General features: G+C 73.0%; 14 protein-coding genes. 7 read left to right on the forward strand and 7 right to left on the reverse strand.

Annotation, left to right across the window (positions count from 1 at the left end; genetic code table 11):
• Positions 1 to 7,155: DUF5979 domain-containing protein (locus ACOJUF_RS14795; RefSeq protein WP_420122595.1), on the reverse strand; the 7,155-nt coding region annotated here is incomplete at its 3' end.
• A gap of 558 nt (positions 7,156 to 7,713) precedes the next feature.
• Between ACOJUF_RS14795 and ACOJUF_RS14800 the strand changes: the two genes are divergently transcribed.
• On the forward strand, positions 7,714 to 11,241 hold the full coding sequence (locus tag ACOJUF_RS14800) for a DUF7507 domain-containing protein (RefSeq protein WP_420122596.1): 3,528 nt from the start codon (positions 7,714 to 7,716) through the stop codon (positions 11,239 to 11,241).
• Here ACOJUF_RS14800 and ACOJUF_RS14805 read toward each other — a convergent pair.
• Both ACOJUF_RS14805 and ACOJUF_RS14810 read right to left on the reverse strand, forming a co-directional pair.
• On the reverse strand, positions 11,195 to 12,019 hold the full coding sequence (locus ACOJUF_RS14805) for a biotin--[acetyl-CoA-carboxylase] ligase (protein WP_420122597.1): 825 nt from the start codon (positions 12,017 to 12,019) through the stop codon (positions 11,195 to 11,197). The genes ACOJUF_RS14800 and ACOJUF_RS14805 overlap by 47 nt on opposite strands.
• Positions 12,020 to 12,214: 195 nt before the next feature.
• The gene (locus tag ACOJUF_RS14810; RefSeq protein WP_420122598.1) at positions 12,215 to 13,423 is read right to left on the reverse strand and encodes an NAD(P)/FAD-dependent oxidoreductase; all 1,209 of its coding nucleotides are present in this window, start codon (positions 13,421 to 13,423) and stop codon (positions 12,215 to 12,217) included.
• Positions 13,424 to 13,742: 319 nt separating this feature from the next.
• Here ACOJUF_RS14810 and ACOJUF_RS14815 point away from each other — a divergent pair, with 319 nt between their 5' ends.
• From ACOJUF_RS14815 to ACOJUF_RS14840, 6 genes are all read left to right on the forward strand, one after another.
• Positions 13,743 to 15,311 (forward strand): acyl-CoA carboxylase subunit beta, encoded by a 1,569-nt coding sequence (locus tag ACOJUF_RS14815; protein ID WP_420122607.1) that lies wholly within the window; start codon positions 13,743 to 13,745, stop codon positions 15,309 to 15,311.
• A gap of 77 nt (positions 15,312 to 15,388) precedes the next feature.
• Entirely contained in the window at positions 15,389 to 15,580 is a 192-nt protein-coding gene (locus tag ACOJUF_RS14820; protein ID WP_420122599.1) for an acyl-CoA carboxylase epsilon subunit, read from the forward strand.
• The gene (locus tag ACOJUF_RS14825; protein WP_420122600.1) at positions 15,577 to 16,236 is read left to right on the forward strand and encodes a Maf family protein; all 660 of its coding nucleotides are present in this window, start codon (positions 15,577 to 15,579) and stop codon (positions 16,234 to 16,236) included. Before ACOJUF_RS14820 ends, ACOJUF_RS14825 begins: the two co-directional genes overlap by 4 nt.
• Before the next feature lie 73 nt (positions 16,237 to 16,309).
• A complete protein-coding gene (locus tag ACOJUF_RS14830) occupies positions 16,310 to 18,112 on the forward strand; it encodes an acetyl/propionyl/methylcrotonyl-CoA carboxylase subunit alpha (RefSeq protein ID WP_420122601.1) in 1,803 nt (600 codons plus the stop codon).
• A 106-nt stretch (positions 18,113 to 18,218) separates the two neighbouring features.
• Positions 18,219 to 19,202, forward strand: a complete 984-nt coding sequence (locus ACOJUF_RS14835) for an IS30 family transposase (protein ID WP_420122608.1) — start codon at positions 18,219 to 18,221, stop codon at positions 19,200 to 19,202.
• Between the two features lie 129 nt (positions 19,203 to 19,331).
• Entirely contained in the window at positions 19,332 to 19,790 is a 459-nt protein-coding gene (locus ACOJUF_RS14840; protein ID WP_420122602.1) for a DUF1707 SHOCT-like domain-containing protein, read from the forward strand.
• A gap of 9 nt (positions 19,791 to 19,799) precedes the next feature.
• Here the strand turns inward: ACOJUF_RS14840 and ACOJUF_RS14845 are convergent, their stop codons facing one another.
• From ACOJUF_RS14845 to mtrA, 4 genes are all read right to left on the reverse strand, one after another.
• Positions 19,800 to 20,213: a pilus assembly protein CpaE gene (locus ACOJUF_RS14845; protein WP_420122603.1), complete on the reverse strand. Its 414-nt coding sequence runs from the start codon at positions 20,211 to 20,213 to the stop codon at positions 19,800 to 19,802.
• A 117-nt stretch (positions 20,214 to 20,330) separates the two neighbouring features.
• Complete coding sequence (locus ACOJUF_RS14850) at positions 20,331 to 22,175, reverse strand: LpqB family beta-propeller domain-containing protein (RefSeq protein WP_420122604.1); 1,845 nt, start codon at positions 22,173 to 22,175, stop codon at positions 20,331 to 20,333.
• Positions 22,172 to 24,127: an MtrAB system histidine kinase MtrB gene (gene mtrB / locus ACOJUF_RS14855; protein ID WP_420122605.1), complete on the reverse strand. Its 1,956-nt coding sequence runs from the start codon at positions 24,125 to 24,127 to the stop codon at positions 22,172 to 22,174. The genes ACOJUF_RS14850 and mtrB overlap by 4 nt, the downstream gene beginning before the upstream one ends.
• 135 nt (positions 24,128 to 24,262) lie before the next feature.
• Positions 24,263 to 24,932 (reverse strand): MtrAB system response regulator MtrA (gene mtrA, locus ACOJUF_RS14860; protein ID WP_420122606.1); only part of this gene is annotated, 670 nt, incomplete at its 5' end.

Here is a 24,932-nt window from a genome sequence, read left to right on the forward strand (position 1 = left end):
GGCTGCGGTCGGCCCGGGCCGGCCGCGCCGGCGCCCGCCCAGGAGAACGAACAGCCCGCCGATCACCAGCAGCGCACCTCCCCAGATCAGCCACGGTGCGGCGGCGAAGCCGGTATTGGGCAGCGGCGTCGGCGGGTACGGACCGGGCCCCGGGGCGGGCTGATTCGGCGTCTGGGTCGGGGTCGGGGTCGTCGAGCAGGTGACGACATTGACCACCCGAACTGCCGTCAACGGCTGGTCGAGGCTGACCGCGCCGGTCCCGGTGCTCGATCCGGTGCACCCGCCGGGCAGCGTGAGGTTCTCCCCCACGACGACGGCCGCGCCGGGCTGGTAACCGAGGTAGACCGTGCCCCAGGTCCGTTCCACGGCGTCGAGGGTCAGCGACGCCGCGAAGCCCGACGGTTGGTTCCCGTTGGCGTAGGCGACGCCGTCGATCGTCCACTGCTTGACGGCGACCAACCCGACCGGGATCGGGGTGCAGGCATCGTCGGACGACTCGGTGCCCTGGAAGGTGATCGTCGCGGTGTTGAGGAAGCCGGATCCACCACCCGAACCGCTCGCCGCACAGCTCAGGTGTGATCCGCCGAGGGTGAGCGGCACGCGCGCCACGACGGCGACGTCGAAGGTGTGCGCCGCACCACCGGGCAGCGCGACGTCGGCCGCGATCGTCGTCCGGTCCGAGCCGTTCCACGCCGGGTCGAACAGGGTGACCCCGGCCGGGGCGGCGGTCACCGTCCCGGACTCGACCGTGACGTCGGCCGGGAACGCGATCGCGTCGGTCAACGTGTAGAACACCGTGGCCGCGGCGTTGGGGTTGGTCACGGTGATCCGGTACGGCACCGTCCAGTTCCCGGACGCGGTGTCGAAGGCCGGTGGCCCGTTCGGTTCCTTGACGATGGTCAATGCATCCGGCGTGGTGTGCACCGTCGAGCAGGCCGGGTCGTCCGGGTCCGGCTCGGCGCACGTGGTCGGGGGCACGTCGCCGGCGCCGGTCACCAGGTTGCGCAGGGTCACCCCGCCGGCCCCGGGGTTCACGGTGGCCTGGTAGCTCAGCGTCAGGGTGTCGCCATCCTCGCCCTGGGCCGGCAGCGTGCCGACCGTCCAGGTCAGGGTGGTGCCGTCCACCATGGCCGCCGTGCCGTCCGGCGCGGTGATCGGTCCGATGGTGGCGAAGGGCAGGACCTGGGACAGGTCGTCGGTCACGATCACGTCATGCACGGGCACGGCGCCGGTCGAGGACACCGTCAGGGTGTAGGTGATCGGGTCGCCGGGAGCCACGGTGCTGCCGGACGCGGGAGTGCTGGACTTGGTGACCGTCCAGCTCCCGAATTCCCGGACGACCGGATTGTCGATGGTCAGGCCGACCGTCGGCTCCTGCTCGTCCTCCTGCGGTGGCGGGATGGTCACCGTCACCGACCGGGCCGGGACCCCCAGGCAGGGCGTGACGATGGCGCCGGGCACGCAGGGCTCGGTGACCGGGCCGGCGGTCGGGATCGGCCCCACCACCGCGTAGGCCGGCGTCCCCCAGCTCCAGGCGCCGTCCTGCAGCGGCGGCATCGTGTCCAGCGGTTCGGTCAGCGTGCACACACTGCCGATGGGGATGTCCACGTCGATGTCCCGACCGGCTCCCACCGTCACCGTCTGACCTGCGGTGAGCGAAATACTGCCGGTGATGGCCGGCCCGCTGCCCGGAGCGCAGGAGTACGTCATCGGGAAGGGTCGGGGGTCGGTGATCCCGCCGGTGGCCCCGCTGACCGACTTGGTGATGAAAAAGCTGCCGAAGATCCGGTCGGTCGGGTTCGCGACGGTGATCTGCTGGTTGGCCTCGGTGGGCGGGGTGACGGTGACCGCGTCGCCCAGACCGGGGGTCAGCCAGACGAAGGACGGGTCGCCGGCGACCGGCTGTCCGCCGGCGCCCGGCGGCACCTCGGAGGTCACCGCACACACCGAGCCGACCAGGATGCCGGCCTGCACCCACGAGGTGGCCACGCTCGCCGTCCAGGGCCCGGTGACCGGGGCGTCGTCGCCGTAGCGGCAGGACCAGGTACCGGAGAACACCCGGTCGGCGGGCACCAGACCGTTGTCGGCCACCGGCCCGGTGATCGACTTGCGCACGTCGAATCCCGAGTAGACCCGAACCACCGTGTTGGTCACCCCGAGGGTGGCCGTCTGCCCGGCGGCGAGGGTGACCGAGGCCGGGTCGTAGGTCCGGTCGGACCAGGCGAAGGACTGGTCGACCAAGGAAGCCGGGCTGGGGGTGTCCTCGATGATCGAGCAGGTCGCCGTGGCCGGCACCCGGGCGTCGGCCGGGGTGAACACCGAGGTGGACAGCGACGAACTCGGGTCGACCGTCCACCGGTCGGTCCACGTCTGCCCGCCGAGGCTGCAGGTCCAGACGCCGGTGTAGGTGGTGCCCGGCCGGATGCCGGCGCTCGCGCCGGCCACCGTCTTGGTCACGGTGAGGCCGCCGTACAACCGCTGGATGGTGTTGGTCACCGAAACGGTGGCGGTACCGCCGGGGACCACGGTCACCGGATCCCCGATCACCGGAGCGGTCCAGGCGAACGACCCGTCGGGCAGCCCCGTGGTGCCCAGATCGTTCTCGGTGACGGTGCAGACCGAATTGAGGTAGACCGGCGGCCCGGTGAAGGTGCCGCCGTTGGTCAGCGTCCACTCCCCGGTCACCGGCGCGTCCGTGCCGTAGGCGCAGGAATACGTGCCGGAGAACTCGGTGCCGGCGGCAAGCGCGCCGAACGGGTCGAGCACGGTCTTGGTGATCCGGAACGTGCTCGACACCCGGACCACCGGGTTCTTGACGTCGAACTGCTGGGTCGCCCCGACCTCGGGCAGCACGAACGTGCCGCCGACCTCGGGCGTCAGCTCGGGGCGGCCGGTGATGACCGGGCTGCCCCACGCGTAGGAGGTGTCCTTGAGCAGGCTCTGGCTCGGGGTGTCCTCGAAACCCGAACAGGTCCAGCCGACCGAGACCGGTGCGATCGTCACCGAGCCGCCGTTGGCGATGTCGCCGTCGGCGTAGCGGGTCGGGATGCCGGTGCCGGGCACCGAGCACTGACCGTGCAGGGTGAAGTCCGCTTCGGTGCCGATGTAGCCCTCGACGGCGCCGGTGACCTCCTTGTTGACGACGACCTGGCCGGTGTCCCGGGCCAGCGTGTTGGCGACGGTGATCGTGTTGGGGCCTGCCTGAGTCACCGTCGTCGGGGTGACCACCGCCGGTGTGACCCACCGGTAGGCCGGGTCGTCCGACGGCGCCGTGAGGGTGCCCTCGGTGGCCGTGCAGACGGAGGTCACGGGCACGTCGTCGGCCAGGTCGAGCCCGTTCGGGCCGGCCGGGACGTTCACGGTGCCGCCGGCCACCTCGGTGCCGCGGTAGGTGCAGGACCAGGTCACCGGGTAGGTCCGGCTCGGGTCGACGACGCCCTGGCCGCCGGTCACCGACTTGACCAGGCCGACCGGTGCGGTGACCCGGACGATCGGGTTCTGCACGGTGACCGCGACCTGTTGCCCCGGTTCTGCGATCGTGACGGTGGGACCGTCCGGCAGGTAGTTCGCCGCGCCCCAGGCATACGAGGCGTCGACCAGGGTCTCGGACGGGTCCGGCGGGGTTTCGGTGATCGCGCAGGTGGATCCGACCGGGATGCTGTCGATCGTGTCCGCTTCGCCGTCGGCGAGCGTGGCCACGAACAGCTCACCGGGCCCGCAGTTCACGCTGATCCGGAACGTCGCACCGTCGACCAGGCCGGCGGTGTCGCCGGTGACCTGCTTGGACAACTCGATCGACCCGAACCGCGGTGTGATCGGGTTGGTGGCGGTGACCTGGATCGGCGTCGAACCGACCGTGAACGTGGCGCTGGTCGGGTTGCCGGAGGCCGCCCGGTCGATGGTGAAGACCACGTCGTCCCAGCCGTAGGCCGTGGACGCCGGGGCCGGCTTGCCGGTCTCGGTGATCGTGCATTCGGTGCCCACCGGGATGGTCGCGGTCGGCTGCCAGCCCTGGCCGTCGGCGAGCTGGACGGGACCGCTGAACGCCTCGCCGCAGTTCACGTCAAAGGTGAATTCGCTGCCGGGCAGGTACCCGAGTTGCTTGCCCGCCCCGACCACGGTCTTGATCAGCTGGAAGGTGCCGGTCAACTGGCTGGTGCGGTTGACGACGACCACCGTTGCCGGGTCGGTCGCCGAGGTGATCAGCACGGAGCTGCCCGGCCGGTAGGTCGGCGGCAACCACACCCAGGAGGGGTCGGCCGGAACCGGCGGGTCGTCCAGCGTCGCCGGGTCCTCGATGACGGTGCAACGGGACTCCAGCGGGATGTCCGGGATCACCGTGGACTCGCCGGCGGCCAGGTCGACCGAGCCGTTCGCGCCGGCGACGCCGGTGTGCGTGCACGAATACCCGATGGTGTAGGTCCGGGATCCGTCGACCCGGTCGCTCGGGTCGTCCAGTTCCTTGGTGATCTCCAGGTCGCCCAGCACCCGGGTCACCGGGTTGGTCACGGTCGCCCCGACGGTCTGGCCGCGGACGACCGTCACCGGCCCGGGGAGGACCGGCGTCCCCCACGCGTAGGAGGAGTCGACCAGGCCGCCGCTGGGCGTGGCTTCGGCGAACGAGCATTGCGTGCCGACCGGCAGGTCGGGGGTCACGCCGGTCCCGTTGACCCCGACGGTGACCGTGTCCGAATAGCCGTTGGAGCAGGTGACGGTGATGGCGAAGCTCGCCGCCGTGGTGACGCCGTCGGTCTCGCCGGTGATTGCCTTGGTCACCGACACCTTGCCGAACACCGGGATGGTCGAGTTGGTGACGGTCAACGTGGCCGACCCGTCGGCCGGGATGGTGGCCTGGTTGGTCGCCGTGGCGCCGTCCGACCAGGTCGGCGCGTCCCACACGTAGGCCGGGTCGAGCAGGCTCTGGCTCGGCGGCACCTCGGCGACCGAGCAGGTGTTGCCGGCCGGCACCGTCACGCTCCTGCTGCCGTCCTTGGCCAGGGTGACCGACCCCGAGACGACGCCGCAGTTGTAGCCGACCGTGAAGTCCTCGGCCGTGCCGGTGTAGCCGCCGCCGACCACCCGCTTGGTCAGGATCAGCTCGCCGGTGGCGCGGACATAGGTGTTGGTGATGGTCAGGCCGGCGGTCGTGTTGTCGCCGATGGTCACGGCGGTCGGGTCGACGGTGTCGCCGGACCAGGCGTAGCTCGGGTCGCCGAAGTCGCCGTCCTGCGCGGTCAAGGTCTCGGTGAAGGTGCAGACCGATCCGGTCGGGATCGGGGAGGCCGGCGAGACCGCCTGCGCGGTGGTGAGATTCAGGGTGCCGGACGAGGTCGGCCCGTTGACCAGGGTGCAGGTGTAGGCGACCGGGAAGATCCGGTCGACCCCGCCGGTGTACCCGCCCGGTCCGGTGATGGTCTTGGTCACGGCGAAGGTGCCGAACTTCTGCACGACGGGGTTCGTGATGGTCACCGTGGCCGTGCCCTGGTCGGGGATCGTCACCGGCTGGGTGGTGAACGTCGGGGCGCCCCACGCGAAGGATGCGTTGAGCAACCCGCCGGCCGGGGCGCTCTCGGTGACCGTGCAGCTGCGGCCGGCCGGGATGCCGGAGATCGTCACCGGAGCGGCGGTGGTCAGCGTGCTGAACGTGCCGGTGGCGCCCGTCCCACAGTTGTAGGTGCCGGAGAACGTCTTGCCCGACCCGCCGGTGTAGCCCCCATTGGGGTCGGTCACGATCTTGCCGATCTGCAGGCTGCCGGTCGCCTGCCGGTTGACCGCCGTGCAGGTCACCGCGGATCCGGCGGGCAGATCGGGCAGGGTGACGACTCCGTCGGCCACGGGGTACGTGGTGCCCCCGGCCGTGCAGGTCCAGGTGCCAACCTGCACGAACCCGGTAGCGGCGTCGGCCGTGCCGGTCTCGGCCAGCCGGTAGCTGCCGGCCACGATCCGCTGACCGGTGACCGCCGCACTCCCCGACGGTCCGGAGATCGTGGTGCCGGTGGTCGGCGCTGCCGCGCCGGTCGCGGTCAGCGTCCACAGCGTCGGGCTGACCACGTTGCCCTGCACCTGCTTGAGCAGGGTCAGCGTGGTCCGCGGGGTGTAGCTGTTGGTGTAGGTGCAGATGATGACCGGGTCGGAAGCGTAGAGCGGGGCCGGCACCGGATCGAGCGACACCCGACGCTGGGCCAGGTTGGTGGTGCCGTCCATGGTCACCAGCTGGCCCTGCGCGTCGTACTGCTGGCAGGTCAGGCCGGTCAGCGACCAGCGGTCGTCGGCCGAGTCGGCCTCGGTGACGGTGACGGTGTCGCCGGACAGCAGCGCGCGCTCGACGGAACCGCCGCTGCTCACGGCGAAGCTGCTGTTGGCCCAGGCCGACCCGGTCAGCGTCGAGGTGCTGGTGTATCGGAAGGTCGGGGTGCCGGGTGGCGAGCCGACCACGTTCTTCACGATCCGCAAGGACCGGACCTGCTGCAGCTCCGCATACAGGCAGGCACTGGTCTGCGCGCCCTCCACGGTGGAGAACTCGTTGACCGGAGTACCGCCCGGGGCCGCGGGACAGGAGGTCGCGGTGCTGTTCGGCACGAAGCCGAGGATGACCAGCTGGTAGGTCAGGCCGCCCTGGGACAAGGTCACGTCGGAGATCTGGTTGTCGAACGTGGTGATGTCGTTGCAGCAGTTGCCGGCGCCGGTGTTCGGCGTCTCGTACATCGTCCAGTTGAAGGTGAGCGTGTTGCTCCCGGTGAAGCCGCCCAGGGTGGTCTTCAGCCGGCCTTTGAAGTACTGATCGTTGGCGGTGATCGGGTTGTTGTAGTGCGTCATCCCGCCGATGAGGAACGGCGCTCCGTCCGGGGCCGAGGTGACCGTCGACGGGCGGAACCCGAGAGCGCTCTGCGTGATGGTGCTCAGCTGATCCGGGCAGCTGCGGCCTGAATATCCGTGCGCGGTGACCGCGGAGTTCGGCAGCCCGGCGGCGGTGTTGGTCACCCACGCCGACGAGGTCGCCGACGACCCGGTGCCCGACGACGGCGCGTACCGGATGCAGTTGCCGCCGGTGCCGTTGTTGACCCCCTGCTGATCGGCCATCTGCGCCGAGACGGTGCCGATCGACACCGTCGCGGCCACGGCCGGAGGCACCGGCGCGACGGTCGCCGTGATCACCTGCACTCCGGCGACCAGGGCCAGCACAATTCCGACAACGGCGAGCCGGGACCCGAACCTCGGCCGGCGCGGGCCTGACGAGCGGTGCAGCGATCCGGACACGACGACCCCCAAGAGCGACCGACGGCTCCGGGACGACGTGACCGACCTCACCGGCAGCACACGAATGGGTGAGAAGCGTAAGGATCTGACGGCCATTCCGCTCGATCGGGCGATCGTCGATCACAGATGGTCGGGAGATTTGCCCGTTTCGGCACTTTTGCCGCATACCATCACCCCTTTGGTGCGGAGCTCGGCTCGATGGTGGACAGCGGCGGATGGGTCGTCCAGCGGCCCCGGCGCGAGCGTGATCCCCGGCGCGTCGACGCCCGCCGCTCGCCGACCGTCTGGCCGACCACCGGGGCCGTCGTCGCGGTCGTCAGCAGCAGGCCGACCTCGGCCGGATCATGTCCAGGCGCACGAGGTGAAAGGACCCCGGGGCCGTGTCATGATCGGCTCGGCTGTCCGCGGGACCGGATCGGTACGGTCCGTGCCCCGCGCGGCGACGGGGGGACGCACATGGCCGGACGGGTCCGGCGGCTGGGCCGGCTGATCGTCGGCGCCGTTGCGCTGGCCGCGGCGCTGCCCGTCGTGGCCGCCCCCTCCGCGGCCGCCGCCCCGGGGCCGGTCTACGCCTCGTTCGCCGATCTGACCGGGACGGCCGGGGCCTATCAGGGCGCAATGACGCTGGCCCCCGGTTTCCCGACGGCGACGATCACCTCCACCTCCCGGTCCGGTGGGGTCGGGCCGCAGACCGGAACCAGCACCTGGCTGCCGGCCGGCAGCCCGCCGGGGGCCGAGTTCGGCTCGAGCCAGGGTCAGGCCTATCTGAACCTGCGGCCGGCGTCCGACGACGCCGCGGGCGCCTCGGTCACCACCTACACGTTCGCCACCCCCACGCCCGGTTCGGGTTGGGGGTTCGTGCTGGGCGACATCGACGCCGATCAGGTCACGGTCACCGCCACCGATCCGGACGGCCACCCCGTCCCGGCCACCGACCTGGGCTTCGCCGGGGTGTTCAACTACTGCGACGCCACGCCCCGGTCGAGCACCTGCTCCGGCCTGGCGGCGCCGTACGACGTGCCCACCTGGGACCCGGCGACGGCCACCCTGACCGGGAACGCCGACGCGACGGACACCGTCGGGGCCGCCGGATGGTTCCGGCCCACGGCCCCGCTCGAGACCCTCACCCTCACGTTCCGCGGGCGCAGCGGATTTCCGGTGTTCCAGACCTGGTTCGCGACGCAGACCCGGGCGGTGTCCGGCACCGTCACCACCGGCGGTGCCGGTGCGGGCGGGGTCACGGTGGAGATCGTCGATGCCGGGGGCACCGTCGTCGCAACGGTGACCACCGCGGGCGACGGTACCTATCAGCAGGACGGGTTGGGGCCCGGCGAGTACACCGTGCGCGCGGCCACCCCCGACGGATCCCTGCCCGCCGGACCGACCGAACGGCCCGCCGATCTGACGACCGCGGACGCGTCCGCCGTCGATTTCGCCTTCGTCGCCCCGGCCGACCTGGCCGTCACCAAGTCGGTCGACACCTCCCCCGTCGTGGCCGGCGCACCCGTCGACTACACGGTGACCGTGACCAACAAGGGTCCGGCCGCCGCGACCGGGGTGACGGTCACCGACGCGGTGCCGGGCCCGCTGACCGGGGTGTCCGGCCAGGTCACCGGCGGCGCGGCGTGCACGCCGGACGGCGCCCTCCTGCAGTGCCCGATCGGCTCCCTCGCGGTCGGCGCCACCGTCACCGTGCGGGTGACCGGCACGGTGCCGGCGGATGCCGCGCCGGGGTCGGTGCTGCTGAACCGGGCGTCGGTCGCCGGTGACCAACCCGATGCCCGACCGGCCGACAACCGGGCGGCCGCGGCCGTCCGGGTGACCGCGTCGGCGGACCTGGACCTGGTCAAGACCGTGACGCCGGACGAGCCGGTCGCCGGCGGCCCGGTGGAGTACCGGCTGACCGTCACCAACAAGGGGCCGTCCACGGCGACCGGCGTGACCATCTCCGACCCGCTCGATCCCGCGCTGACCATCGGCGAGGTGACCACGACCGCCGGCACCTGCAGCCGGTCCGGCGGCATCCTGACCTGCGTCGTGCCCACTCTGGAGCCGAACGCGACGGTGACCGTCTCCGTGCCGGCCACGCTGCCCCCCGACGCCGACCCGGCGCTGCAGAACATCGCGTCCGTCACGGCCGCCACCGCCGACCCGGATCCGGCGGACAACACCGGGGTCGCGGTGGTCGAACCGGACCGGCAGGCCGACCTGGCCCTGGTGAAGACGGCCAGCCCGGCCACCGCGAGCCCCGGGCAGACGGTCACCTACGTGCTCGCCGTGTCCAACGCGGGCCCGTCCGACGCCCCCGGGGTGCTGCTGACCGACCCGATCCCGGCCGGGCTGACCGGCCTGACGGTGACCGACGCCGGCGGGGCCGACTGCACCGTCGACGACCGCGTGAGCTGCGTCTGGGCGTCGGTGCCGGCGTCGTCGACCGGGGCGTCGACCGGGGAATCGACCCGGACGGTCACCCTGTCGGCGGTGGTCGCCCCGGACGCGCCGGACGGCCCGCTGACGAACACCGCCGCGGTCGCCGCCCCGGTCGACGACCCCGACCCGTCCAACACCGCGGCGGGCGCGACGGTGGCGATCACCGCGACGGCCGACCTGTCGCTGAGCAAGACCGCCGGCCCGGATCCGGTCGCGCCCGGAGCGACGGTGAGCTTCCGCCTGGTCGTCGGCAACGCCGGGCCGCAGCCGTCCGCGCTGGCGGAGGTGCGCGACCCGATCCCGGCCGGGCTGACCGGCGTCGCCGTGGACGACCCGGACTGCCGTGTCGACACCGAGGAGGTCACCTGCCTGCTCCGCGACCTGGGCGCCGGGCAGGAGCGCACGGTGACGGTCACCGGGACCGTGGCCGCCGGGTTCACCGGGGCGACGCTGACCAACACCGCGACGGTGACCTCCCTGCTGACGGTCGATCCCGATCCGGCCGGCAACACCGCGTCGGCCACCGTTGCCGTCCGGCCACCGCCGGCCGGGTCGAATCTGGTGGTGACCAAGACGGCCACGACGCCGACGGTCGACCAGGGTGGGGTGGCCGGGTTCGTGGTGACGGTGACCAACGCCGGCGCGACCGAGCAGCGCGACGTGGTCGTCGCCGAGCAACCGGACGACGGGCTGGTGATCACCTCGGCGACCCCGTCCGCCGGCACCTGGGACGGCGAGTCCGCCACCTGGACGATTCCCTCGCTCGCCGCCGGGGCCGGCGCCGTCCTCACCGTGTCGGCGACGGCCGCCGGGACCGGCGTGCTGACCAACACGGCGGCCCTGACCGCGTCCGGCGGGCCCGACCCCGATCCGGGCGACGACACCGCGAGCGCGAGCGTGCAGGTCGTCCCGGTCGCCGACCTGACGTTGACCAAGTCGGTGACCCCCACCGCGCCCGCCCCCGGGGACCCGGTCACCTACACCCTGACCGCCACCAACACCGGGCCGGCGACCGCGACCGGGGTGCGGGTGGTCGACACCCTGCCGGCCGGTGTCGCCGGGCCGTCGGAATCCGGCAGCGTCGCGTGCACGATCAGCGGCCAGACCGTCGACTGCACCCTCGGCGACGTGCCGGTCGGCGGGACCGCCACCATCACCATCGGGGCCGTCGTGCTGGCCGGCACCACCGGCACCGTGGTCAACACCGCCTCGATCTCCGCCACGACCGCGGACCCCGATCCGACGAACAACACCGCCAGCGCCTCGTTCACCGTGACCTCGTCGGCCGTGGCGCCGTGGACGCCGCCGACCTGGACGCCCGGCCCCACGCCGCCGCCCGTCAGCTACCCGACCGGCTCTGGGACGGGCGGCCTGGCCGCGACCGGTGCGCCGATCACCGGGCAGCTGGCCTGGGCCGGCCTGCTGCGGGCCGGGGGGGTGCGGCTCAGGCGGCTCGGGCGGCCGCGACCGGTGGGCCCGGACCGGCTGACGCGGGGGCCCGGCCCGGTCAGCCGGGCGCGGCGGCCCGGACGTGCACGACGTCGCCCCCGGTGAACGACTGCCGCCGGCCGGCGGCGTCCGCGACGACCAGCGCACCGCCGGCGTCGACGTCCACCGCCTCGCCGACGACCCACCGCTCGGTCGGCAGCAGGACCCGGATCTGCGCGCCGACCGTCGCGCAGGCCAGCAGGTAGGCGGGCCGGATCCCGGCCACGTCCACGTCGCCGGCGGCGGCCGCCCAGCGGTCGCACCAGGTGCCGAGCTCGTCCAGGATCGCCGCCAGCAACGCGGCGCGGTCGAGCCGGCCGCCGGCCAGCGCGACGGACGTGGCGTCCTCCCGCGGCAGCTCGGCCCGGGTCAGCGAGATGTTGATGCCCGAGCCGACGATCAACCGGCCGCCGGCCACCTCGCCGAGAATGCCCGCGCACTTCGCGCCGTCGATGAGCACGTCGTTGGGCCACTTGAGGCTCGCCGGCACCCCGGCCGCCGCGCGCAGCCCGGCCACGACGGCCAGGCCCAGGACCGCGCCGACCCACCCGCGGCGCTCCGCCGGCACGGCCGGCAGGTCGAGCGCGACCGAGAACATCAAACCGGCGCCCGCCGGGCAGTGCCACTGCCGTCCGGCCCGACCGCGGCCGGCGACCTGCTCCTCGGTGACGAGCACCTGCCCGGGACGCAGCCGTCCGGCCTCGGCCCGGGCGGCGAGATCGGCGTTGGTCGAACCGGTCTGCGGCGTCCAGTCGATCGGCCAGCGGTCGGGGTCGGCCAGCCGGGCCCGCACGTCCTGCGGGTCGATGGGGCGGCGGGCGTCGGCGGCGCGGGAATCGGGCACCCGGTCACCGTAGCCAGGTGCCCACCCCGGTCGCGGCCACGCCCACCGCGCGGACCGCGCTGGGCGATCCGGCTCCGCCGTCGCCGGATCAGCTCGGCCGGCTAGGTTGGCCGAGCCTGCGAGGCCACCATCGAGCACGGGAGGGGTGGCCTGGGTGAATGCGGCGACGGAGGAGCCGGATTCTTCAGGACACCCCTAGGGCAGGGTCACGTGCCCGCCGCGCATCTTCCAGAGGAAGTACTTCTCGAATCCCAGCTTCATCGTGTGGTTCTGCGGGCCGGGGATGAGCACGCCGTGCTTGCGCGGCGGCAGCATCCGGTCGGCCAGGATGAGCACCCCGTTGTTGCCGGCGTCCATCACGCAGACGGCCGGGATCTCGCCGAACTCCTTGTGCAGGCCGGGCTGCTCGCCGCGGATCTGCGCGGCAATATTCATCCCGGCGACGTGGGCCTGCTGCTCGGTCGGGAAGCCGGTCTTGGGGATGCCCACCGGGGTCGGCGTCTGCCACGGGACCGCGACCGCCGCGGCGATGCCGACCGCGTACACCTCGTCGTGGGTGTGCGTCTGGTAGGTGTCGCGGACCTTGACATAGCCCTTGTCGTCGGCGATCTCGGTGGCCTTGGCGATGACCTCCTGCCCGACGAAGGGCGGCACGACCATGGCGAAGGAGAAGTCGACGGCCCGGCCGTCGGCCAGCACCACCCGGCCGTCGTCCACGTGGTCCATGGCGACGCCGATCACCGGCTCGATGCCCTCCTTCCGCAGGAACATGCCCAGCAGGGACTCGCCGTGCGGCAGGCCGCCGATGCCGAAGTGGCCCAGGAACGGTTCGGAGGTGATGTAGGTCAGCTTGACCTTGTCCTTCAGGCCGGCCTTGCGCAGCTGGTAGCTGGTGTTGAACAGGAACTCGTAGGCGGCCCCGAAGCAGCCGGCACCTTGGGTAGCGCCGACGACGACGTCACCGGGATCGCGCAGCAGCCGCCGCCAGGCCTCGCCGGCGTGCACGGCGTCCTCCAGCGTGGTGATGGTGGAGGCGTTCCCGTCCGGACCCAGGCCCGGCACGGCCTGAAAGTTGTTGCGGTACCCGGTGGCGATCACCAGGTAGTCGTAGTCCTCCGGTCCCGCGGTGGTGCTCACCCGGCGGGCGGCCAGGTCGAGTTCCGTCGCTTCGCCGTGCACGAACCGCACGTCGTGCTCGGCGAACGTGGGGGCCAGCGGGAACGTGATGTCCTGCGGGCGCCGTTTGCCGAACGGCACCCAGATCAGGGACGGGTTGAACAGGAAGTGGTCGGCGGCCGACACCACCGTGACGTCGACATCGCCGTGCAGCTCGTGCTTGACGGTCAGCGCGGCGGTCAGCCCGCCGAAGTTTCCGCCGAGCACCAGAACCTTCTTGCGGGTCATGGCTCCTCCTCGCGTGACACTGGTATTCCGACAACCAGATGGGCCACGCCTGGTCCCCAGGCTGCGCGCGCCCGGGGCGGCCGACCAGGGTCGTTGGACTCGATCCCGGAGGTGAAACTGAGACTCACGCCACGTGAACTCCGTCTCACGGTGGTCCGGCGAGCGAGGACGGCTGGGTACCCTCACGCCCGTGAGTCGGACCACTGATGCCCCCGATGTCGCCCCTGACGTCCCCGCCCCCCGGGCCGGGACCGGCGACCGCCCCCCGCCCGGCCCCGCCGGGGCTCCGACCGGTCCGCCGCACACCACCGCGGGCAAGCTGGCCGACCTGGACCGGCGGTTGGACGAGCACATCCACGCCGGCTCCGAGGCGGCCGTGCAGCGGCAGCACGCCAAGGGCAAGCTGACCGCCCGCGAGCGGATCGACCTGCTCCTGGACCCGGGCTCGTTCGTCGAGTTCGACTCGGTCGCCCGGCACCGCTCGACCAACTTCGGCCTGGAGCGCAACCGGCCGTACGGCGACGGCGTGGTCACCGGCTACGGCACGGTCGACGGCCGCGAGATCTGCGTGTTCTCCCAGGACGTCGCCGTGTTCGGCGGTTCGCTCGGCGAGGTGTACGGCGAGAAGATCGTCAAGATCCTCGATTTCGCGCTCAACACCGGCCGGCCGGTGGTCGGCATCAACGAGGGCGGCGGGGCCCGCATCCAGGAGGGCGTGGTCTCGCTCGGGCTGTACGCCGAGATCTTCAAGCGCAACGTGCACCTGTCCGGCGTCATCCCGCAGATCTCGCTGATCATGGGGGCCAACGCCGGCGGCCACGTCTACTCTCCCGCCCTGACCGACTTCATCGTGATGGTCGACAAGACCTCGCAGATGTTCATCACCGGGCCGGACGTCGTCCGCTCGGTGACCGGCGAGAAGGTGACCCTGGAGGAACTGGGCGGCGCCCGGACCCACAACACCCGCTCGGGCAACGCGCACTACCTGGCCAAGGACGAGGCCGAGGCGATCGAGTACGTCCGCGACCTGCTGTCCTACCTGCCGGCCAACAACCTCACCGGCCCGCCGGTGACGCCGGGCTACCAGGTCGATCCGGATGAGTTGACGCCGAACGACCTGGCCCTGGACACCCTCATCCCGGACTCGCCCAACCAGCCCTACGACATGGCCACCGCCGTCCGGGCCGTCCTGGATGACGGCGAGTTCCTGCCGGTGCACGAGCTGTACGCGCCGAACGTGCTCGTCGGCTTCGGGCGGGTCGAGGGCCGGCCCGTCGGCATCGTGGCCAACCAGCCGATGCACCTGGCCGGCACCCTGGACATCAACGCGTCGGAGAAGGCGGCCCGGTTCGTCCGCACCTGCGACGCGTTCAACGTCCCGGTGCTCACGTTCGTCGACGTGCCCGGCTTCCTGCCCGGCACCGACCAGGAGTGGAACGGCATCATCCGCCGCGGTGCCAAGCTGATCTACGCGTACGCCGAGGCCACCGTCCCGCTCATCACCGTCATCACCCGCAAGGCCTACGGCGGCGCCTACGACGTCATGGGGTCCAAGCACCTGGGCGCCGACGTGAACCTGGCCTGGCCGACCGCGCAGATCGCCGTCATGGGCGCGTCCGGCGCGGTGAACGTGCTGTACCGCAAGGAACTCGGGGCCCTGGCCGAGCAGCACGGACCCGACTCCGATGCGGTCGTGGCCGAGCGGCTGCGGCTGCAGACCGAGTACGAGGACACCCTGGCCAACCCGTTCGTGGCCGCCGAACGCGGCTACGTCGACCAGATCATCAAGCCTTCGGCGACCCGCGGCGCGATCACCCGGGCGCTGCGGGTGCTGGCCGACAAGCGCCGCACCCTGCCGCCCCGCAAGCACGGGAACATCCCCCTGTGACCCCCCTGCCCCCCGCTCACCCTCGGGGTGATCGTGCGGAAACCGGCGCTCCGCCGAGCCCCGACGCCCGCGTCCGCATGATCGACCTGCGAAGGCGGGACGAGCAGGACGCGGCCACCGTCATCGCGATCCTGACCGCCCTGGCCGCGGCCGGCGGCGAGCCGGAACCCGACCCGGCCGACCGGTCGGTCTGGGGCGATCCGGCGCATCGCCTGCGGCTGGCCCCCGCGTCGCCGGTCGCCTGGTGGGCCTCGGGACTGCCCCGATGACCGGCGGGCGGCCGACCGTGGTGCTGGCCTCGGCCTCCCCCGCGCGGCTCGGGGTGCTGCGGACGGCCGGCATCGACCCGGTCGTGCGGGTCTCCGACGTCGACGAGGACGCGATCCTGGCCCGGCTCGCGCTGGCTCCCGCGGAGGAGCGGGTGCAGGCGCTGGCCGACGCCAAGGCCGACGCGGTGACCGCGCAGCTCCTCGCGGAGGCCGGCCGCCCGCCGGTCGGCGGCGGGGACACCGTGGTGATCGGCTGCGACTCGATGCTGCTGATCGACGGTGAGTTGCAGGGCAAGCCGGCCGACGCGGCCCAGGCCCGCTTGCGCTGGCGGCAGATGGCCGGCCGGGACGGGCTGCTGCTGACCGGCCACGCGCTCCGGCTCGTCCGGGACGGTGGGGTGGTCGCCGCGGCGACCGACGCCGGGTCCACGGTGGTGCGGATGGGCCGCCCGACCGACGACGAGCTCGATGCCTACCTGGCCACCGGCGAACCGCTGCGGGTGGCCGGCGCCCTGACCATCGACGGGTTCGGCGGCTGGTTCGTCGAGGGCATCGACGGCGACGCCGGCACCGTCCTCGGCCTGTCGCTGCCGCTGACCCGCCGCCTGCTGGCCGACATCGGCGTCCGGGTCACCGACCTGTGGCGCGCCCCCTGACTCCCACCGACGTCTCCGGAACGACCAGGGCCCGCAATGACCAGGGCCCGGAACGACAAGTAAGGACATCGCTGTGCACTCCGTGCTGATCGCCAACCGTGGCGAGATCGCCGTCCGGGTCGCCCGCGCCTGCCGGGACGCCGGCCTGCGGTCGGTGGCCGTCTACGCCGACCCGGACCGCGACGCGCTGCACGTCCGGGTGGCCGACGAGGCGTACGCCCTGGGCGGGTCCACGCCCAAGGACTCCTACCTGGACATGGCCAAGCTGCTCGACGTCGCCGCCCGCTCCGGCGCCGACGCGGTCCACCCGGGTTACGGGTTCCTCTCCGAGAACGCCGACTTCGCCCAGGCCGTGCTCGATGCCGGGCTGACCTGGATCGGCCCGACCCCTCACGCGATCCGCGACCTGGGCGACAAGGTGACCGCCCGGCACATCGCGGCCAAGGTCGGCGCCCCGCAGGTTCCCGGCACCGAGGAACCGGTGAGCGGGGCCGACGAGGTCGTCGCGTTCGCGCAGGAGCACGGCCTGCCGGTGGCGATCAAGGCGGCGTTCGGCGGCGGCGGGCGGGGCCTCAAGGTCGCCCGCACGCTGGAGGAGATCCCGCACCTGTACGAGTCGGCGGTGCGCGAGGCGGTCACCGCGTTCGGCCGCGGCGAGTGCTTCGTCGAGCGGTACCTGGACCGGCCCCGGCACGTCGAGGCCCAGGTGCTGGCCGACACCCACGGCACCGTCATCGTCGTCGGCACCCGGGACTGCTCGCTGCAGCGGCGGTACCAGAAGCTGGTCGAGGAGGCCCCGGCCCCGTTCCTGACCGACGAGCAGCGGGCGGCGATCCACTCCGCGGCCCGGGCCATCTGCCTCGAGGCGGGCTACCACGGCGCCGGCACGGTCGAGTTCCTGGTCGCCCAGGACGGCACCGTCTCGTTCCTGGAGGTCAACACCCGCCTGCAGGTCGAGCACCCCGTCTCCGAGGAGACCAGCGGGATCGACCTCGTGCGCGAGCAGTTCCGCATCGCCGACGGCGAGAAGCTGCGCTGGAGCGACGATCTGCCGCCGCGCGGGCACTCGATCGAGTTCCGGCTCAACGGTGAGGATCCGGGCCGTGGCTTCCTGCCCGCCCCCGGCGTGGTGTCCCGGTTCGTGCCGCCGGCCGGCCCGGGCGTCCGGGTCGACTCGGGCGTGGAGTCCGGCTCGGAGATCGGCGGGGCGTTCGACTCGCTCCTGGCCAAGATCATCGTCACCGGCGCCGACCGCGACGAGGCCCTCCAGCGTTCGCGGCGGGCGCTGGCCGAGATGGTCGTCGAGGGCATGGCCACGGTGCTGCCGTTCCACCGCGCCGTCCTGGAGGAACCCGCGTTCACCGCCGCCGACGGCTCGTTCGACGTCCACACCCGCTGGATCGAGACCGAGTTCGACAACACGCTGCCCCCGTTCGACCTCGCGGCGGCCGCCGCTCCGGCTGGCTCACCCGCCGGCGGCGACCGGCAGACCATCGTGGCCGAGGTGAACGGGCGGCGGGTCGCGGTGACGCTGCCGGCCGAGTTCACCGCGCTCGCCTCGGCCGCGGGCCGCGGCGGGTCCCCGGCGCCCGCCCGCCGGGCGAGCACGCGCGGCGCCGCGGCGCACCACTCCCCCGAGGGTGGCGGCGACGCGGTCGTCGCCCCGATGCAGGGCACGGTGGTCAAGGTCGCGGTGGCCGTCGGCGACACCGTCGCCCCGGGCGATGTGGTCGCGGTGGTCGAGGCGATGAAGATGGAGAACCCCATCCCCGCGCATAAGGCCGGCGTCGTGAGCACGATCGGGGTCGAGGTGGGCGGCTCGGTGACCGCCGGGGCCACCGTCGCGGAGATCACGGACCCGCCTGCGGACAGCTGACCGCGCGGCGCGCCCCGGTTGGCTGATGGCGGGTTCCAGTATCTGTTGCAACGTCGGTTGCGACGGGCTGGAGTGGGGTGTTCAGGTGCCGGGACGGCGGTTGACGGTGGACGAGCGGATCGTGGTTGCCGACATGTTGTTGGCCGGTTGTACGGCGGCGGCGATCGGCCGTCGGTTGGGTCGGCATCGGTCGACGATCTGCCGGGAGATCAAGCGCAATGCCTTACCGGCGCCGCATGGTTATCGGCCGCATGCAGCTCACTCGAAGGCCTGCGCTCGTGCTCCTCGTCCCAAGCCGCGCAAGCTGGCCCCAGGGACGGCGTTGCGGGAGCGGGTACTTGCGGACCTGCGGACGGGGTGGTCGCCGCAGCAGATCGCGGGTCGGCTGGCTCGTGAGCACCCCGATGATCCAGGATCACGGGTGTCCCACGAGACGATCTACCACGCCTGGTACGTCGGCGGTCGAGGCAGCTTGCGTCTGCAATTGCAGGCCGAGGCCCGCATCGAACGGAACAAACGCAGGCCCCGCACCAGCCCGGAATCGTTGCGGGGCAAGATCGCTGATGCCGTACCGATCAGCGATCGGCCGGCCGAGGCCGACGACCGGAAGGTTCCCGGGCACTGGGAAGGTGACCTGGTGATCGGGGTCGGGAAGTCCTCGGCGATTGCCACGGTCGTGGAACGGGCCTCCCGGTTCACTTTGATCTGCGGGTTGCCCGGTGGTCGGCGCACCGCGGCGGCGGTCAACGCGTCGCTAGCCGCGAAGATCACCGCGCTGCCGGCCGACCTGTTCCGCAGTCTGACCTGGGACCGTGGCAAGGAGATGGCCCGGCACGCCGACTTCACCGTGGACACCGGCGTCAAGGTGTACTTCGCCGATCCGTACAGCCCATGGCAGCGCGGGACGAACGAGAACACCAACCGCCTCATCCGCCACTACTTCCCCCGCGGCGTCGCCGACTTCCGCACGATCAGCCAGGCCGAACTGGACCACGTCGCCGACCTGCTCAACGGCCGCCCCCGCAAGGTCCTGGACTACCGAACCCCAGCAGAAGCGTTGCACGAGTTGATCGTTGCAACCACCACTTGACATCCCGGATCATCTCCGCGCCGAACCGGACAGATCAGACCCGCCGGCCCGGGTGTCGTCCGCGGGGCCGGTCGGTCCGGCGGACGCCGGCCCGGAGGGTGCCCGCGGGGAGCGCCAACAGTCGGAGGGGTGAGCGCACCGTCATCCGGCCCGGACCCCTCGCAGCTTCGCATCGGCGACGCCGAACGCAATTCGGCCATGGACGCGCTGAGCGAGCACCTGGGCAAGGGCCGGATCGACCTGGACGAGTTCGGCACGCGCAGCGCCCAGGTCACCCAGGCCCGGACGGTGGCCGATCTGCGGGCCCTGTTCTCCGACCTGCCGCCGCCGCACCCGGCGCTGCCCGGGCCGCCGGTCGTCCGGCCAGCGGCGGCCCCGTCGCCGGCCATGCCGGCCGGCGGCCCCGCCCGTCCCGAGGACACCCGCACCCCCGCCCAACGCGGGGCCGCGGTCCTGCTCGCCGCGTCCGGCATCATCGCCCTGGTGCTGTTCTTCCTGGTCAAGACGTGGCTGGTGTTCCTCATCCCGGCCCTGATCGCGGTCGCCACCAGCGCGCTGTGGGGCAGCGACTGGCGCAACCGTTCCTGACGCCGGACGTCAGCCGGTCGCCCGGCGGACCAGGTCCAGCAGCGCGGCCGCGTAGGCGTCCGCCGGGTCCGCGGCCGGGTAGTCGGTCGGGCCGTCCGCCCCGGGCAGGACGACGCAGACCCGGTAGCCGGCACCGTCCCGCATCAGCGAGCGGAACGCCCCGCCGAGCAGGTCGCGCAGCTGATCCTCCCGGGGCAGCCAGAGCGCGTCGGCCGCGTCCGTCGAGTCCAGCGCCCACTCGGTGGTGCCGTTGAACGCCAGGACCGCGCCGGAGGTCCCCTCGTGAGCCTCGACCACCATGTCGGACAGGGTGAACACCTCCCCGTCGAAGGTGCCCTCGGTCAGCATGAACCGGTCGCCGATCTGCGGGCGCCAGCCCAGTCCGGCGGCCCGCAGGGCGGTGGCGAGGTCCACGGAGATCACCGCGCCATTGTCCCGCGCGGGCGAGGACCCGGCCGGCCGATCCGGCCCACGGCTGCGGGGAGCGCGGCGGCCGCGGGGCCGGGCGGGGCGGGGGTGCCGTGCGCTCCCCCGGGATGGTCAGTTCGGGTAGAACGGCGCGGACCCGTTGAGGAACGGCTGGCCCTCCACCGGCGACTGCCAGGTGCCGTCGGCCTGACCGCCGACCAGCTGCCAGACCCGGCCGCTGAAGGTGATCAGCAGGGGCTCGTTGACCGCCGCGGCCAACCCGTCGATGGTGCCGAAGATCCCGTTGTCGCTGATCTTGCGGGCCTCGTACCCGTCGATGCTGATGCTCCACAGGCTGCGGAATCCGCCCGGCGCGGTGGCCGCGGCCACCACCACCTCCAGCGAGCTGACGAAGGTGACCGGACCGACGTCCTGCAGGCCCGAGCGCAGGACGGTCAGCCCGGTGATCTGCAACGGCGTCTGGCCGGCCGACTCGTCCCGGCCGGGCCCGTCGGCCGCGGTCCCGGTCGGCGCCGTCGCCCCCTCCGCGGCGGACGGCTCGAGCACGCCCAGGTACAGCTGACCGCCGGCGACGACGGCCACCCGCACCCCGTCCGGCGAGAGGGCGAGCGCGGTGACCTCGCCCTTGCCGGTCAGCTCGTCGGCGGGCACCCGTTCCCGGCTCGGCGGGCCCGAGGTGGACACCCGGTAGACCTCGGGCTTGGTCGCACCGTTCTGCACCACCCACGCCTCGTCGCCGGAGCGGGTCAGGCTGGGCGGGGTGAGGGTCTGCGCCTTGAGGGCGGGGTCGGCCCGGTCGACCTGGTCGGGCGAGCTGAGCAGGAGCTGCTCGCCGCCGCCGGGGTCGGCGGCCACCGCGGCGGTCGCCCGGGTGGTGGCCGACGACGCCGCCGACAGGACCGTGGGCGATCCGGTGCCCAGCGGTCCGGCGACCGGCTTGCCGTCCAGCAGCCCGGTGATCGCCCCGCCCGGGCTGACGTAGAACGGGTCGGACGCCACCTGGCCGGTGCCGGGCAGCCGGTCGGGGTCGAACGAGGAGACCGAGTTGATGGTGTAGACGGGTTGGGTCGGGTCCAACGGCACGCCGTCGACGCTGATGGCGATGCGCGGGGTGGTCGGCGACAGCGTCCACACGACCTGGGCGGCCAACGCCCGCCGGGCCTCGATGGTGGAGACGTCCACCCCGGTGAAGTCGATCTGCAGCACCCCGTCGGGGTCGACGGAGGGGTTGGACCGCAGAGCGGACTTGCCGGTGAAGCTGCTGGTCACCGCGCCTTCCAGGGACGGAGCCGGGCCGTCGAGCAGCATCGCCAGCAGCCGGTTCGCCCGGTTGGCCGTGGTCTGGCCGATCACGATGTGCCGGACGTCGGGCACCACCAGGGTGCCGGACCGGTCGAGGAAGTAGAGCACCCGCTGCCGGTACGCCGTCGGGAAGTCGGACGCGGTCAGCAGCAGGTCCGGCGGCGGCTCGCTGATCCGCCATTCGCCTTCCACCTGGACCAGCCGGATCGGGCGGGCGTACGCGACCCCGGAGGAATGGAACGCCCGGCTGTTGTCCAGCCCGCCCGGCGAGTTCCCCGCCACGGTTACGACGCCCTGGGTCGCCGGGTCGATCTCGGTGCGGTAGTTGTCGTCCAGGATGACGACCGGCAGCTGGCCGGGCTGCCAGGTCGCCTGCGCCTCCTGGGTGAGGTACTGCCGGGCGGCCGCGAAGCTCGACCCGGTGCCGCCGTCGGACTCGGGCCGGGCGCTGGCCGCGATGAATCCGCGGACGATCTGGTCGGGCCCGGCGCCCGGGGTCGGCGCGTCCGGCGCGACCGGCTCCACCTGGTCGGCGATCCGGGTGACGTCGACCGCCGCGCTGGAGCCCGGGATCGCGGTGCATCCGGCGACCAGCCCGGCCAGCAGCAGCAGGAGCACCGCGAGCGGCCCGGTCCGCCGGCGCGGGCCCGTCATCGGCCGACCGGGTTCTGCACGGTCGCGCCGGTCTCGGCGGCCGGGCGGTCGGCGGGATGCCCGGCCGGGCGCCCGGTCACCTCGTTCGCCGGGTCACCGGCGGCCGGGGGGTCGTCGGTGACGGCGACGGTCAGCGTGGCCGTCGCCCCGGCGACCGGCACCGAGGCGGGGTGCAGCTCGTCCTCGCTCGGCGCGGGCTTGAGCGTGCCGTCCTCGACCATCATCCGCACCGGCGGCCGGCCGTCACCGGCCGCCGGGTCCGCGGACTCGGGTCCCACCCGCAGCGGCAACGGAGACTGGGTGATCAGGCCGCCGCGCCGGCGGGGCAGGGTGAGCCGGAACCGCGCCCCCTCCCCCGGCGTGCCGGAGGCCTGCAGCCAGCCGCCGTGCAGCCGGGCGTCCTCCAGCGAGATGGCCAGGCCCAGCCCGGTCCCGCCGGTGTGCCGCTGGCGGGACGGGTCGGCCCGCCAGAAGCGGTTGAAGACCAGCCCGGCCTCGCCCGGGCGCAGGCCGACGCCGTGATCGGTGACGGTGATCGCCAGCACCTCCGGCTCGGCGGCCAGTTCGACCACGACGGGCTTGCCGTCGGCGTGGTCGATGGCGTTGTTGATCAGGTTCCGCAGGATCCGGTCGACCCGGCGGTTGTCGATCTCGGCGACCACCGGGTGCTCGGGCAGGATCGTCACGATCTGGATGTCGAACTGGTCGGCCAGCGACGCGGCCGCCGAGATGCTGGCGTGCACGCACGAGCGGATGTCGATGCTCTCGGCACTCAGCTCGGCCATCCCGGCGTCGTAGCGGCTGATCTCGAGCAGGTCGGCCAGCAGCGACTCGAACCGGTCCAGCTCGTCCACCAGGAGCTCGGTGGACCGGCCCAGGTACTCGGGGAAGTCGCCCCGCCCGTCGTAGAGCATGTCGGCGGCCATCCGGACCGTGGTCAGCGGCGTGCGCAGCTCGTGCGAGACGTCGGAGGTGAACCGGCGCTGCAGCTTGCCGAACTCCTCCAGCTGCCGGATCTGGACCCGGATCGCCTCGGCCATCCCGTTGAACGAGCTGGCCAGGGTCTCCAGTTCGATCGGGCCCTTGACCGGCATCCGCTCGGCCAGGTCGCCGGCCGCCAGTTTGCGGGCGCTGGCCGCCGCCCGGCGGACCGGCCGCACCACCTGCATCGCGACCAGCGCGGAGATGCCGGTCAGCGCCAGGGCCAGCGCGACGCCGCCCAGCAGCAGGGTCCGCTGCACGACCTGCACCGTGCCCTGCTCGCCGGCCAGCGGGAAGATCAGGTACACCTCGAACGAGTCGGTGCTGGTCCGGGCGGGGGCGCCCATCACCAGCGCCGGGATCGCCTGATCGTCCCGGCGGATGGTCGTGTACTGGTACGCGACCTGCCCCTGGGCCACCCGCGCCCGCAGCTCGGCCGGCACGTCGCCCAGCGGTTGCGCGACCGACAGCGCGTCCGAGTCGATCCGGAACGGCACGATGACCGGCTCGAAGACGCCGGCGGTCGAGTTCTGGGCCCCGGTCGACCCGTCGACCCGGCCGATCTCGGTCAGCGCGAGCTGCAGCTGCTCGCGCAGCGAGTTGGGGTCGGAGTCGGCCCCGGACAGGCTGCTCTGGACGGTCTGCCGGGCGTTGTCGATCTCCACGGTGGCCGCGTCGATCTTGGACTGCAGCAGGTTCGCGGTGATCTGCTGCTGCAGGATCAGCCCCAGGATGATCATGACGACGGCGGACAGGCTCAGCGTCAGCACCACGACCCGGACGAGCAGCGACCGGCTCCAGAACGAGATCCGGGACCGGGCCGTGGTCACCGCCCGGAGCAGCGCGCCGCGCAGCCGCACGGTCCGGCCGCCGCCCGCCGGCGGGACCGGCGTCGCGTCCACGGCCGCACCGGCCGCACCGGCCGCCGGGGTCGCAGCCCGGCCGGCGGCGGGGTCGGGCTCGTTGCTCACGGCTGCATGATCGCCCGGCCGGGGGCCGTCCGGCCCGCCGGAGCGGGTCGCCGCCGACGGTCCGGCCCGGCCGGGTCGGACGGTGCCCTCCCGGACGTCATCGGGTCGGGTCTGACCGCGTCGGACATAGCCGGGTCAGACGTTTCCGGCGCGGTAGCCGACGCCGCGGACGGTGACGACCACCTCCGGGTGCTCCGGGTCCTTCTCGATCTTGCTGCGCAGCCGCTGCACGTGGACGTTGACCAGCCGGGTGTCGGCGGCGTGCCGGTAGCCCCAGACCTTCTCCAGCAGCACCTCGCGGGTGAACACCTGGCGCGGTTTGCGGGCCAGGGCGACCAGCAGGTCGAACTCCAGCGGGGTCAGCGGGATGGGCTCGCCGTCCCGGGTGACCTGGTGCCCGGGCACGTCGATGTCGACGTCGGCCACCCGCAGCCGCTCGGCCGACCCGACGTCGGCCCGGCGCAGGCGGGCCCGGATGCGCGCGGTCAGCTCCTTGGGCTTGAACGGCTTCATGACGTAGTCGTCGGCGCCGGACTCCAGGCCGAGCACGACGTCGACCGTGTCGGTCTTGGCCGTCAGCATGATGATCGGGATGCCCGACTCGGCGCGGATCTCCTTGCACACGTCCAGCCCGGAGACCCCGGGGAGCATGAGGTCGAGCAGCACCAGATCGGGATGCACGTCCCGGAAAGCCTCGACCGCCTTCGACCCGTCCCGCACCACGGCGGTGTCGAAGCCCTCCCCGCGCAGCACGATGGTGAGCATCTCGGCGAGGGCGGGGTCGTCGTCGACCACCAGCACACGA

This window comes from Nakamurella sp. (assembly GCF_048594475.1).
Lineage (GTDB): Bacteria > Actinomycetota > Actinomycetes > Mycobacteriales > Nakamurellaceae > Nakamurella.

Excerpts from the sequence above, each read along its gene's own strand:
- ACOJUF_RS14850 (WP_420122604.1), bottom strand. The coding sequence starts at position 22,175 with ATGACGGGCCCGCGCCGGCGGACCGGGCCGCTCGCGGTGCTCCTGCTG.
- ACOJUF_RS14825 (WP_420122600.1), top strand. The coding sequence starts at position 15,577 with ATGACCGGCGGGCGGCCGACCGTGGTGCTGGCCTCGGCCTCCCCCGCG.
- ACOJUF_RS14800 (WP_420122596.1), top strand. The coding sequence starts at position 7,714 with ATGGCCGGACGGGTCCGGCGGCTGGGCCGGCTGATCGTCGGCGCCGTT.
- ACOJUF_RS14810 (WP_420122598.1), bottom strand. The coding sequence starts at position 13,423 with ATGACCCGCAAGAAGGTTCTGGTGCTCGGCGGAAACTTCGGCGGGCTG.
- ACOJUF_RS14820 (WP_420122599.1), top strand. The coding sequence starts at position 15,389 with ATGATCGACCTGCGAAGGCGGGACGAGCAGGACGCGGCCACCGTCATC.